The sequence below is a fragment of the Cellulomonas sp. URHE0023 genome, from assembly GCF_000688475.1.
GTDB lineage: Bacteria > Actinomycetota > Actinomycetes > Actinomycetales > Cellulomonadaceae > Cellulomonas.
Map to the genome: position 1 here is coordinate 1 of NZ_JIAN01000010.1, position 11,790 is coordinate 11,790.

General features: G+C 72.3%; 15 protein-coding genes. 10 read left to right on the plus strand and 5 right to left on the minus strand.

Going from position 1 to position 11,790, the window contains the following annotated elements; translation table 11 throughout:
• Positions 1-13: 13 nt before the first annotated feature.
• Entirely contained in the window at positions 14-310 is a 297-nt protein-coding gene (locus tag N553_RS23555; protein WP_051640349.1) for a hypothetical protein, read from the plus strand.
• Between the two features lie 62 nt (positions 311-372).
• Here N553_RS23555 and N553_RS23560 read toward each other — a convergent pair whose 3' ends face one another.
• Together N553_RS23560 and N553_RS0118330 are read right to left on the minus strand one after the other, a co-directional pair.
• A complete protein-coding gene (locus tag N553_RS23560) occupies positions 373-1,254 on the minus strand; it encodes a glycosyltransferase family 2 protein (RefSeq protein ID WP_051640350.1) in 882 nt (293 codons plus the stop codon).
• A gap of 64 nt (positions 1,255-1,318) precedes the next feature.
• Complete coding sequence (locus tag N553_RS0118330; RefSeq protein WP_028047744.1) at positions 1,319-1,759, minus strand: Hsp20/alpha crystallin family protein; 441 nt, start codon at positions 1,757-1,759, stop codon at positions 1,319-1,321.
• 260 nt (positions 1,760-2,019) lie between these two features.
• Here N553_RS0118330 and N553_RS23565 point away from each other — a divergent pair, with 260 nt between their 5' ends.
• The 3 genes from N553_RS23565 (at position 2,020) to N553_RS23575 (ending at position 5,339) form a co-directional block, all read left to right on the plus strand.
• Positions 2,020-2,859, plus strand: a complete 840-nt coding sequence (locus tag N553_RS23565) for an SDR family oxidoreductase (RefSeq protein ID WP_081844760.1) — start codon at positions 2,020-2,022, stop codon at positions 2,857-2,859.
• Entirely contained in the window at positions 2,856-4,451 is a 1,596-nt protein-coding gene (locus N553_RS23570) for a RecQ family ATP-dependent DNA helicase (protein ID WP_034623425.1), read from the plus strand. The genes N553_RS23565 and N553_RS23570 overlap by 4 nt, the downstream gene beginning before the upstream one ends.
• 168 nt (positions 4,452-4,619) lie before the next feature.
• A complete protein-coding gene (locus N553_RS23575) occupies positions 4,620-5,339 on the plus strand; it encodes an SDR family oxidoreductase (RefSeq protein WP_231505319.1) in 720 nt (239 codons plus the stop codon).
• Positions 5,340-5,430: 91 nt separating this feature from the next.
• On the opposite strand, the gene N553_RS25205 is transcribed toward N553_RS23575, so the two are convergent.
• From N553_RS25205 to N553_RS0118360, 3 genes are all read right to left on the minus strand, one after another.
• On the minus strand, positions 5,431-5,577 hold the full coding sequence (locus tag N553_RS25205; protein ID WP_156043905.1) for a hypothetical protein: 147 nt from the start codon (positions 5,575-5,577) through the stop codon (positions 5,431-5,433).
• Positions 5,578-5,662: 85 nt separating this feature from the next.
• On the minus strand, positions 5,663-6,334 hold the full coding sequence (locus N553_RS0118355; protein WP_028047745.1) for a hypothetical protein: 672 nt from the start codon (positions 6,332-6,334) through the stop codon (positions 5,663-5,665).
• Between the two features lie 10 nt (positions 6,335-6,344).
• Complete coding sequence (locus N553_RS0118360; protein ID WP_028047746.1) at positions 6,345-6,533, minus strand: hypothetical protein; 189 nt, start codon at positions 6,531-6,533, stop codon at positions 6,345-6,347.
• Positions 6,534-7,009: 476 nt separating this feature from the next.
• On the opposite strand from N553_RS0118360, the gene N553_RS23580 reads away from it, so the two are divergent.
• The 6 genes from N553_RS23580 (at position 7,010) to N553_RS23590 (ending at position 11,790) form a co-directional block, all read left to right on the plus strand.
• Complete coding sequence (locus N553_RS23580; protein WP_051640352.1) at positions 7,010-7,705, plus strand: hypothetical protein; 696 nt, start codon at positions 7,010-7,012, stop codon at positions 7,703-7,705.
• Positions 7,702-8,112, plus strand: a complete 411-nt coding sequence (locus tag N553_RS0118370; RefSeq protein ID WP_034623478.1) for a phage holin family protein — start codon at positions 7,702-7,704, stop codon at positions 8,110-8,112. Before N553_RS23580 ends, N553_RS0118370 begins: the two co-directional genes overlap by 4 nt.
• Entirely contained in the window at positions 8,109-8,747 is a 639-nt protein-coding gene (locus N553_RS23585) for a DUF3618 domain-containing protein (RefSeq protein WP_034623426.1), read from the plus strand. Before N553_RS0118370 ends, N553_RS23585 begins: the two co-directional genes overlap by 4 nt.
• A gap of 93 nt (positions 8,748-8,840) precedes the next feature.
• Positions 8,841-9,764 (plus strand): phosphotransferase family protein, encoded by a 924-nt coding sequence (locus tag N553_RS0118380; protein ID WP_028047748.1) that lies wholly within the window; start codon positions 8,841-8,843, stop codon positions 9,762-9,764.
• A gap of 134 nt (positions 9,765-9,898) precedes the next feature.
• Positions 9,899-10,852: a carbohydrate ABC transporter permease gene (locus tag N553_RS0118385; protein WP_028047749.1), complete on the plus strand. Its 954-nt coding sequence runs from the start codon at positions 9,899-9,901 to the stop codon at positions 10,850-10,852.
• Complete coding sequence (locus N553_RS23590; protein ID WP_081844761.1) at positions 10,852-11,790, plus strand: carbohydrate ABC transporter permease; 939 nt, start codon at positions 10,852-10,854, stop codon at positions 11,788-11,790. The genes N553_RS0118385 and N553_RS23590 overlap by 1 nt, the downstream gene beginning before the upstream one ends.

An 11,790-nucleotide genomic window follows, 5' to 3' on the forward strand; every position in this document is an offset into this window, starting at 1 on the left:
GAGGAGACCACACATGGCCACAGGTGAGACCGGGTTCGACGACGTCACGTTCGACCTCATCTCCGTGCAGTACCACTCCCTCAAAGCAGGGCACGACTACGGCCAGTACGTGCGCGACGCACGCAACGCCGGCAAGGACGACATCGCCACGTTCTTCGAGCAGGTCATGAGCGAGGACTCCCAGCGCGCCCAGCGCTGCCACGAGTTCCTCTCCGAGCTGACCAAGAACGGGACCTCCGCCACCTCACCGCGCGACGGCGACGGCGCCACGAGCAGCGGCGCCCTGCAGGACGTGGCTTCCGCCGAGTGAGACCCCGGGCGGTGGGCACCCCGTGCCCACCGCCCCGGCCTGGTCAACTCACGACCAGACCCTCAGCCCGGGCCCGGCCCGGGCCTGGGCCCGGACGGGACCGCTCCGTGCTCGGGCGACCAAGGACGTCGAGGCACGCGGTCGACGTGACCGTTGCGGCGGGCCCAGCGCTTCCACGGGACGTCCTGCGGCCAGTGCAGCACGACCGACCGGACACCGCGGCGCCACCGGACCACGAGCCCGCGCCGTGACAGGAGGGGTCGCCCGGAGATCCCCACCCGCAAGGACCGGTCGTACCGCAGGACCGCGACCCGGCCGAGGTGGTAGCTCAGGTCGATGTCGTCGTGCACGTCCGTCCCCGTGTGCACGTGGTCGCGGACAGCCCGCCACGCATCCGCACGGAACGCGGTGTTGGACCCGAAGAGCGCGGCGTGCCCCAGGGTCACCCACATGACCGCGAAGTACAGCCGCATGTAGAGGACGGCGCCGCACCAGGACAAGGCCACGGGCACGTCGTAGAACCGACCAGGCCCGCTCACAGCCCCCACCTCGTCGTGCTCGACGAACGTGCGGCCGATCCGCTGGAGCCAGTCCGGAGGCAGCACGCTGTCGGCGTCGCACCGGGCGATGATCTGGCCGCTCGCCGCGTCGTACCCGGCTGCCGCCGCGTGACCGATGCCGCGCCGCTGCTCCTGGATCAGGACGGCGCCGTACGCGGCAGCCACCTCGGCCGTGCGGTCGGAGCTGCCGTTGTCGACGACGACCACCTCGCTTGCCGAGACGTTCTGCTCAGTGAGCGACTGCAGGCACCTCTGCAGCATGGTGGCGTCGTCGAGGACCGGGATGACGACCGAGATGGTGAGACTCCCGGCGGCGGGCCCCGTGCTCCGGCCGCCCTCGGCGGACGTGCCGGCAGGGGCGCGAAGGCCTCGGCTCGCCCGCACAGGGCGTCCCTCGGCCTCGTCTCGGCGGCTCTCGCTCGCCGGCACGCGCCCCTGCCTCAGCCCGTCAGGCGTTCGCGTCGGAGCTCGACGCGATCTGCGTGGCGTCGCTTCCGTGCTGCACCTCGATGCGACGCGGCTTGGCCTCCTCGGCGACCGGGATGCTCAACGTCAGCACACCGTCGGCGTACGTGGCCGAGATCGCGTCGAGCGCGAGCCCGCGACCGACCGTCACCTGTCGGGCATAGGTCCCGGCCGGGCGCTCCTTGGCGAGCCACTGGACGTCGCCGTCTGTGTGAGACGTCCGCTCGGCCCGGATCGTCAGGCTGCGGTCCTCCACGTTCACGTCGATCGATCCCGGGTCGACGCCCGGCAGGTCGACGTGCAGCACGTAGTGGTCACCGGCGCGGTACAGGTCCATCGGCATCGTCGCCGAGGTCCGCTCGGCCGTGAGCAGCTGACCGAAGAGACGGTCGATCTCCTGGAACGGGTCGAATCGCGTAGCCATGACCCTCACCTCCCTCGAGTCGGGGCACCGGACCGTCCGGCCCCCGGGTGCTGTCCGAACCGTGCTCGGACCGGCTACAGGACAGATATTTAGCACTCAGTACCGGAGAGTGCCAGTGGAGCGGGCAACGAGTTCGGCGCCTCCCCCATCCGAGCTCACCCAGCCCGAGCGGCCCTGTCGCGCGCGCCCGTGACGGTGCCTACGCTGGCCCCGCCGGTCGAGACGGGGCCGCTGCGGGCGCAGCGCAAGGGCGTGCACACATGACCAGCTCCCCCACCGTCCAGGTACCCGACCCGACCGCGGGGCCCGGCCCCCGCCGCGTGCTCGTGACAGGCGCAGACTCGGGCATCGGCAAGGCCGTCGCCGTCGCGCTGGCAGACGACGCCGAGCACGTCGCGATCACGTGGCACGAGGACGAGGACGGGGCGCGTCGGACGGCGGACGAGGTCGCCTCGCACGGCGCCACAGCGCACGTCCTGCACCTCGACCTCACGGACCCGACGAGCGCACCCGGGGTCGTCGACGACGCGGTCACCGCGATGGGCGGGATCGACGCGGTCGTCCTGAACGCCGGAACCGGTACGTCCACCCCCCTGCTCGACCTCACGTGGCAGCAGTGGCGTGACGTGCTCGCCGTCGACCTCGACGGGGCGTTCCTGTGCCTGCAGCGCACCGCCCGGCACCTGGTGGACCAGGGCACGGGTGGTCGCATCGTGGCCATCACGAGCGTGCACGAGCACGCGCCGCGCGTGGGCAGCGCGCCCTACTGCGCGGCCAAGGGTGGGCTCGGGCTCCTCGTGAAGGTCGCCGCCCTGGAGCTCGCCGAGCACGGCATCACGGTGAACGCCGTGGCGCCCGGCGAGATCGCGACACCCATGACGGGCCAGGAGGACCAGTCGCCCTTCGAGGGCGCGGCGCGGCCGGGTGTGCCCCTGGGGCGTCCGGGCGACGCGCGCGAGGTCGCCGCCGTGGTGCGGCTCTTGTGCGGTCCCGACGGCGGCTACGTCACCGGCGCGTCGTGGGCCGTCGACGGCGGCATGCTCACCATGGGCCCGATGGCCGGCTCGCACCTGCAGTCCGACGACTGGCGTCGCCCGTGAGCACGACGCTCGACGACGCCGCCCGGCGGGTGCTGGGCACCGGTGAGCGGCTCCGCGACATCCAGTCCGACGCGCTCCGGTCGCTCGGCTCCCACGACACCCTCCTGGTCGCCCGCAGCGGTGCCGGCAAGACCGCGGTCTACGCCGTCGCGACGCTGCTGACCGGCCGCCTCACCGTCGTGGTGTCCCCGCTGCTGTCCCTCCAGCGCGACCAGGTCGAGGCGCTGCACCACGCCGGTCTTCGCACCGCGTCCGTGAGCTCGGCACGCTCGCCCGCCCAGCGCCGCACGGCCCTGGCCGACGCCCGCAGCGGCGCGCTCGACGCCCTGCTGCTGGCGCCCGAGCAGCTCGTCCGGGCCGAGGTCGTCGAGGCCCTCACCCAGGCGGACGTCGGACTGGTGGTCGTCGACGAGGCCCACTGCGTGAGCGAGTGGGGCCACGACTTCCGACCGGACTACCTGGCGATCGCCCAGACGGTCCGGCGTCTGGGGCGACCTCGGGTCCTGGCGATGACCGCGACCGCGTCCCCCAGGGTCCGGGAGGAGATCGTCGACCGCCTCGGGATGACGGACGCCCGTGTGCTGGTCGGAGACGCAGACCGGCCGAACATCTGGCTCGGCGTGCGCCACTGCGCGACCGCGGGCGACCGGGACGACCTCGTGGTCCGGACGGTGCTCGACGACCACGGTCCGACGGTCGTCTACGCCCGCACGCGCGGCCACGTGGAGGCCCTCGCGGGCGCACTGACCGCCGCCGGACGCCGGTCCGACGCCTACCACGCGGGCCTCGGGGCGCGGCAGCGGGCCCAGGCGCAGGACGCCTTCCTCAGCGGCCGCACGGATCTGCTGGTCGCCACGAGCGCGTTCGGCATGGGGGTGGACCGCGCGGACATCCGGCTGGTGGTGCACGCGGGCCTCCCGCCCTCGCTCGACTCGTACTACCAGGAGGTCGGGCGCGCCGGACGCGACCAGGAGCCCGCACGCGCGGTCGCCGCCGTGCTGCCCGGCGAGGTCGGGCTCAACCGGTTCCTCGTGTCGACGGCAGGACCGCGACCCGCATCCGTGCGCGCCGTCCTGCGAGCGGTACGGGACGGCGCCCGGGACCGTGCGCAGGTCGCCGCCGCAACCGGGCTCGGCTCGCGCACGGTCTCCCGGACGATCGGCGCCCTGGTCGAGGTCGGTGCCGTGCAGGACACCGGGCACGGGCTCGTTCCCGGTCCGCTCGACGACACGGAGGCGCTGAGGTCGCTGCGCGAGCGACGGGACCGCCTGCGCGCCCTGGACGGGTCGCGCGTCGAGATGGTGCAGACCTACGCCGACTCCTCGGACTGCCGCCGCCGGCTGCTCCTCGAGCTGCTGGGTGAACGACACCCGGACCGGTGCGGCGCCTGTGACAGCTGCGACGCCGGCACGAGCCTCGACGTGGTCGTCTCGCGACTGATCGGAGGGCAGCGCGTCGTGCACGCGCAGTGGGGTCCCGGCACGGTCAGCGCCGTGGAGGCGGAACGGGTCACGGTGCTGTTCGAGGACCGGGGGTACGTCACGCTCGACACGGAGATCGCCCTGGACTCCGGCCTCCTGGTCCCCGGCTGATCGCTGCGCGCGCGCACTGCGGGTGCGGCGGCTTACGGTCGGGTGAGCGCCCAGCAGAGGGCGCTCACGGCTCGATCCACGGAGCTGTCATGACCACTTCCACCACCACACGTCCGTTCGCCGTCGTCACCGGAGCCTCCAGCGGGGATCGGGCTCGCACTCGCCACGGTGTTCACCGAGAAGGGCTTCGACGTCATCGTCACGGCCGACGACGACGGCGTCCACGAGGTCGCCGCAGAGCTGGGCAAGGACGGAACCACTGCGCGGGCGGTCCAGGCCGACCTCACCACCCCGGACGGCGTGCAGGACCTCGTCGACGCCGTCCACGGCCACGGCCGACCGGTCGACGCGCTCGCGCTCAACGCCGGTGTCGGCCAGGGCGGCCCCTTCATCGAGACGCCGCTCGACGGGGATCTCGAGGTCATCGCGTTGGACGTCGTCGCACCCGTCCGACTGGCGAAGGCCCTGGTGCCGGACATGGTCGGGCACGGCTCCGGGCGCGTCCTGTTCACGGCGTCGACGGCGAGCCTCATGCCTGGGCCGTACTACGCGACGTACGCCGCCTCGAAGTCCTTCGTGCTGTCGTTCAGCGAGGCGCTCCGGCATGAGCTCAAGGACACGGGCGTCTCGGTGACCGCGCTCCTTCCCGGCCCGACCGACACGGCGTTCTTCGAGCGCGCCGACATGACGGACACCCCGGTGGGGCGCGGCCCCAAGGACGCCCCCGTGAAGGTGGCCACCGAGGCGTTCGACGCGCTGATGGCCGGCAAGGACAAGGTCGAGGTGCACTCGCTCAAGACCCGGTCCCAGACCGCTGCCGCGGCGGTGCTGCCCGACCGCGCCAAGGCCGCCATGCATGCCGGGTTCACCAAGCCGTCCGACGAATGAGGCAGGGCCGCGCCTGCGCCACCGCGTGAGGCCGCAGACCCGCTGCCGCAGACCCGCTCGAGAGCGCACGGCGCGCTCTCGAGCGGGTTCCTCACGCCTGGATGATCGGTCCGTGGGCGTCCGGGTTGGCCGGGTCCTGCGTCGCGGGCGGCGAGTCCTCGGGCTCCTTGTCCGGTAGCCCGTCGAGGGCTTCGGGCAGGTCGGGGACGTCCGGCCGGTCGGGGGTGTTCTCGCTCATGTCGACCTCTCCTCTCGTTGTGGTGCCTGAGGTGCTGGCGCCTGACGACCGCCACGTCGTTCTGGACGGGCGGCGTGTCCTGCGCTCAGAGCTGGAGCCGCACGCCCGCCTCTCGGCGGAGCGCGTCCTGCTGGGCCTCGACGTCGGCGTCCATGGCCGCGGCACCAGCGCCACGACGGAGCACCGGCAGCACGGGCCGCTCGTGGACGTCCTCGAGCTCGAACGCCAGCGCGGCGTACAGCGCGAGCGCGGCCAGGCCGATACCGACCCACCCTGCGAGCCGTGTCCAGTCCGCTGAACCCGTGAGCTGCACGACTCCGGTGCACGCGAACCGCACCGCGCTGAGCGCCATGACGGCGGCGGCGACGAGCTTGCCCGATGCGGAGACCGCCGGCACGAGCATGGCGGCCGCGGCACACACCAGGAGGATGCCGAGCCCCGGCGAGTGCGCCCCGGGCTGGGCCCGCGACGTCGTCACGCCCACCGCTGCCCAGGTACCCGCCAGCACACCCATCCCGGTCCCGGCGACCGGGTCGCGGGCGAGGAACCCGATCGCACTCGCCAACAGCTGGACCGGCACCGTGAACACCAGGACGCCGGCGGCGACGACAGCGGCCTGGTCCGCGGGGACCCAGCCGAGCTGCACGGCCGAGAACCCCGTCGTGGCGACGACCAGCCCGAGGAACCCGAGCGGCAGGGGGGACCCGACGGGCCGCAGCATCACCCGGACAGGTGGGGTCTCGGACGGCGTACTCATCGCAGCAGCCTCATCGCAGCAGCGACCGGGCCCTGTTCGCGGACGTCTCGACCACGCGCAGGCCACGCGACCCGAGGGTGGGCCCGTCCTGGCGACGCTCCGCACGGACGGCGAGCCGACGGGCGATCGTCGCGACGAGAGGGAGAACCAGGACGGCGACGAGGATGAGCCGTAGCCGACGAAAGACCAGGAACCACACGGTGCCTCCCCGTGATCGGGTGGACCACCGACGCACCCTTCCCGACGTCGTTCTCCATCCTCGGCCCACCCAGGGCAGGCCGCACGTCGGACCGTCACCGCTCGACGAGCCGCCCACCGGAGCCGACCACCGCAGCCACCTCCCGAGCCCTGGCCGCCACCGGTCGGGGCACCTCGCGGTGTCCGTTCCAGTGGCGAGCGCGTCCGCCCGGGCTTAGCGTCCCGGGATACCGGTCCGGAGCGGGGCCGGGTGACCGCCGTCCGGGACAGGACGAGTCGCCGGACATGAGAGGTGCGCGGCGCTGCGGCCCGCACACCCCGGACGCTGAACCCAGGGCGCCTCGCGCGCCCGACCTCCCCACGGACGGTCCCGCGGCAGACATTCCAGGCCGCGAGACCTACAACGATCCGTGCTGCGCGCCCCCACGCACTGCCGCACGGATCCCCTCGGATGTATGACACGAGACGAGGAAGACGATGACTGAGTACACCAGCAGCTACGCGGGAACGTCTGACGGCGGATCCACGACGAACGGCGGGTCCACGAAGACGGACACCGCGAAGGACCAGGCCAGCCGTCTCAAGGAGTCAGCCACCCAGAGCGGTGGGCAGCTGCTCGAGGACGCCAAGAGCGAGGCGGCAGCCGTCTCGCAGGAGGCGCGCCGCCAGGTCGGCGACCTCTGGGGCCAGGCACGGTCCGAGCTCTCCGACCAGGCGAGCACGCAGCAGAGCAGGCTCGCGGGCGGACTGACCTCGGTCGGGAGCCAGCTCACGCAAATGGCCTCGACCCAGCCGGACCACAACGTCGCGACGGACGTCGTGCACGAGGTCGGTCAGCGCATCGACACCCTCGGCCGGTGGCTCGACACCCACGGCCCGGACGAGCTCGTCGAGGAGGTCCGCGACTTCGCCCGGCGCCGCCCTGTCACCTTCCTCGCGCTCGCGGCCGGTGCCGGGATCGTGCTCGGACGCCTCACCCGCGGCCTCAAGGACGCCCCGGACGACGCCTCCCGGACGCGGCCTGAAGCCGAACGGTTCACCCCGGCGACCACGGCGACCCCCGTGACGCCCGTGACCACGAACGGCTACGGCTACGTCGCCGAGGAGCGGTCCCCGCTCGCCGACGACCTCACACCGCCGGTGCCGGGTACCGCGGGATGGGACGAGCGATGACGGAGCCCCTGAACGCCCCGCCGCGACAGTCCGTCGGCGACCTGCTCGGCGACGTCACGCGCGACCTGTCGACGCTCATCCGCCAGGAGGTCGAGCTGGCGAAGGCGGAGGTCACGCAGTCCGCCAAGCAAGCGGCCAAGGGCGGGTCGATGTTCGCCGGCGCAGCCGTCGCCGGACACTTCGTCCTGCTGTTCCTCTCGGTCGCCCTGTGGTGGGCGCTCGGTGACGCGATGGACTCCCTGCCCTGGTCCGCGGTGATCGTCGCCGTGCTCTGGGCGGTCGTCGCAGCGGTCCTCGCGTCCCGCGGCCGCGCGGAGGCCAAGCGGGTCGGCGGGATGCCGCGCACCACCGACACGGTCAAGAAGATCCCCAACGCTCTGCAAGGACACGAGGAGAAGAACTCATGAGCACGGACCCGGACCAGATTCGCGAAGACATCGAGCGCACCCGCGCCGAGCTGAGCTCGGACGTGGACGCCCTCACCGACAAGGTCAGCCCGACGCAGGCCGCCCAGCGGCAGGCACAACGGGTGCGTACCGCTGCGACGGGTGTGAAGGACCGCGTCATGGGTGCCGTCTCCGACGGTGTCGACGCCGTGCGCGGCACCACGGCCAGCGGTGCCGAGAGCGTCGGGTCGACCGCGTCGGCACTCGGCGACAAGGCGTCGGACGTTCCCCGCATGGCCGCGTCCAGGACGCGCGGGAACCCTCTGGCGGCCGGTCTGATCGCGTTCGGTGCGGGCTGGCTCATCTCGTCCGTCCTGCCGAGCACCCGGCAGGAGCAACGTCTCGCACAGTCCGCCAAGGACCAGGCGGCACCGCTGGTGCAGGAGGCCAAGGACGCCGCCAGGGACGTGGCGGACAACCTGCGCGAGCCCGCTCAGGACGCGGCCGCCGCCGTCAAGGACCGGGCCGCCGAGGCCGGGTCGACCTTGCGCGACGAGGGCCGTGACGCGGCGTCTGCGATGCGCTCCGAAGCGGGCGACGCGGCGGACAACGTCAAGGGCGCCCACGCGGCGGACGACGGCGGTCAGTCCTTCTAGCGCTGGCAGGCGACGGGGCGGCCACCGCCCCGTCGCCCACCACGGACCCATGCCGCAGGACCCGGTGACCGACGACCTGCGGCTCGTCGCGTCGTGAGTCCGGTCGACGCCTCGGTCCTCGCGGCCGTCCTGGCCGCCGTGCAGGAGCGGCGGCCGGGACCGGCCCCGGACGGCTGGACGCCGAACGTCCAGGGAGCCGTGGGCCAGGTGCTCGGGATGCGGGACGCCGACGGCACCCAGCTCGCGCTCAAGATCTACCCGGGCGCGAGCGACACCCGGCCGGCCGCCGAGGTGCTCGGTCTGCGCCTCGCGGCATCGGTCCTGCCGGTTCCTCGCGTCATGCTCCACGGTGCGCTGGCTGATCGTTCCGCCGGGTACCTGCTGATGACCCGCCTGCCGGGCGTGCGCTGGGCCGACGTCCGGTCCGCGCTCGACCCGAGGAGCGCGACGGCCCTCACCAGCCAGGCGGGCGGCCTCCTGCGCCGGCTGCACTCGGTGCGCGGTGAACGCTTCGGCGGCCTGCTCGGTCCCCGGTACGGCACGGCATGGGAGCGCGTCACCGCACTGCGCGACGCGCTCCTGCCCGCGTACGTGCGCTCGGGTGGGCCGTCGCTCCTTGCCGGCCGGGTGGCGCACCTGGTCCAGAGCCGCCGCGCGGCGGTCGAGTCCTGCCCGGCACCGGTCCTGTGCCACCACGACTTCATCAGCGGCAACATCCTGCTGGCGGACGGGCCGGCTCCCACGATCGCCGGCGTGGTCGATCTCGAGGGTGCCGCGTGGGACGACCCGATGAGCGACCTGGCCCAGACGCTGGTGCACGTGGCGTTTCACGCCCCGGCAGACGTGGAGGCGCTCCTCGAGGCCTACGGCCCGAGCACCCACCTGGAGCGGCTGCGGCTCGACCTGTTCACCGTCCTGCACCGGGTCCGCGAGCGCTCGTGGGTCGCCCTCGACCGGCCGCAGGGGTGGCAGGGGTCGGCGGCGCGGCTCGACGCGCTGATCGCCGCGGTGGTCTGAACCACCCCGTGTTGCGGTGGCCTCGGCCCGGAGTTACGTTCGCGAAATCGTGGCCCGAGGGCCACACCAGGAGCGGGGTTCCGGGCGAGAACAGGCCGGTGGCACCCGCGCTGGTCGCGCAGGCGGAGGCGCTCATGGCGCAGACCGACGTCGTGCGGGCCGCCTCGCCGACGCGGCCGAAACCCTCCCGTGCGCGCTTCCACCGCCGCGAGGCCATCGCGGGCTACCTGTTCATCTCCCCCTGGCTCATCGGCTTCCTGATCTTCACCGCCGGCGCGATGATCTACAGCCTCGTCATCTCGTTCAGCCACTACAACCTCGCGACGAACGCCGCCGTGCCGGCCGGTCTGTCCAACTACCGGGGGCTCGTGGAGGACCCACGAGTTGCCACCGCCCTGGGCAACACGCTCTTCTACGCCCTGCTGGCAGTGCCGCTCGAGATCGCGTTCGCGCTGTTCCTGGCCTCGCTGCTCAACGGCATCGGACGTGGCGCCGGCGCCTTCCGGACGCTCTACTACCTGCCGCGGATGACTCCCCTGGTGGCCACGGCCGCGGTGTTCTTCCTCCTGCTCAACGGGAACACCGGCGCGATCAACCAGGGCCTGCGCGTGTTCGGGATCGAGGGCCCGCAGTGGCTCGTCGACCCCACGTGGATCAAGCCGTCGATCGTCCTCATGCAGCTCTGGGCGGTCAGCGGCACCATGGTGATCTTCCTCGCCGCCCTGAAGAACGTGCCGCGAGAGCTGTACGAGGTGGCGTCGCTGGACGGCGCCGGACCGGTCCGACGGTTCTTCAGCATCACCCTTCCGATGATCTCCAGCGCGATGTTCTTCAACGTCATCGTGCTCACGATCGCCGCGTTCCAGGTGTTCGACCAGGCGTACCTGCTGTTCTGGCGCGACCAGTCGAACTCGTCGCCCGAGGCGTCGCTGTTCTACGCCGTGTACCTGTTCCAGCAGGCCTTCCGGCAGTTCAACTTCGGGTTCGCCGCCGCGATGGCCTGGCTGCTGTTCGTCATCATCATGATCGTCACGTTCGTGCAGATGAGGTTCGGCAACCGGCTCGTCTACTACGAGGGAGACCGCTGATGTCCGCCGTCGGCACCGCGGGTCCGCGCCCGGGCCCGGCCGTCATCGTCGCGCCGAGACCCGAGGACAGGCCACCGGACGGAGGGCCGCACGGACCTCGGCACCGGGTCGGGCGCATCGTGCTCTGGGTGCTGTCCGTCGGCTTCGCCCTGATGTTCCTGTACCCGTTCGCGTGGCTGCTCGCGGCGAGCCTCAAGGGGCGCGGCAAGGTCTTCGACAACTCGCTGTGGCCCGGGACGTTCCAGTGGTCCAACTACGTCGAGGTCTGGCGCGAGCTGCCGCTGCTGCACTGGGTGGGCACGAGCTTCGCGATCGCCGTCATCGCCTCGGTGGCCGTCGCGCTGTCCAGCTCCATCGTGGCGTTCGGCTTCGCCTACTTCCGGTTCCCGGGGCGTGGCCTGCTGTTCGGGCTCGTGCTCGCGACCATGATGCTGCCGGGCGCGGTCACCATGGTGCCCATCTACCTCATCTGGAAGAACGTCGGGCTGCTGGGCACGTGGGTCCCGCTGTTCGGCGCCAACCTGTTCGGGTCGGCGTTCTACATCTTCCTGCAGCGCCAGTTCTTCCTCGGCCTGCCGCGCGAGCTGTTCGAGGCCGCCCGCATCGACGGCGCGAGCTACTGGAAGATGTTCTGGAAGGTCGCGATGCCGCTGTCCATCCCGTCGTTCATCATCGTGCTGCTGTTCGAGTTCCAGGCCAGCTGGAACAACCTGCAGCAGGCGCTGATCTACCTGAACGCGGGCAGCGTCGAGGGGTTCACCGCTCCGCTCGGGATCGCCTACGCGATGACCAAGTACAGCCCGACGGCGGGCGGGCAGGGCGACTACCAGTACGTCATGGTGGCGTCCCTCATCGTCACCATCCCCATGCTGGTGCTGTTCGCCTTCGGGCAGCGGTACTTCATCGAGGGCGTGGCCACCACGGGGCGCAAGGGGTAG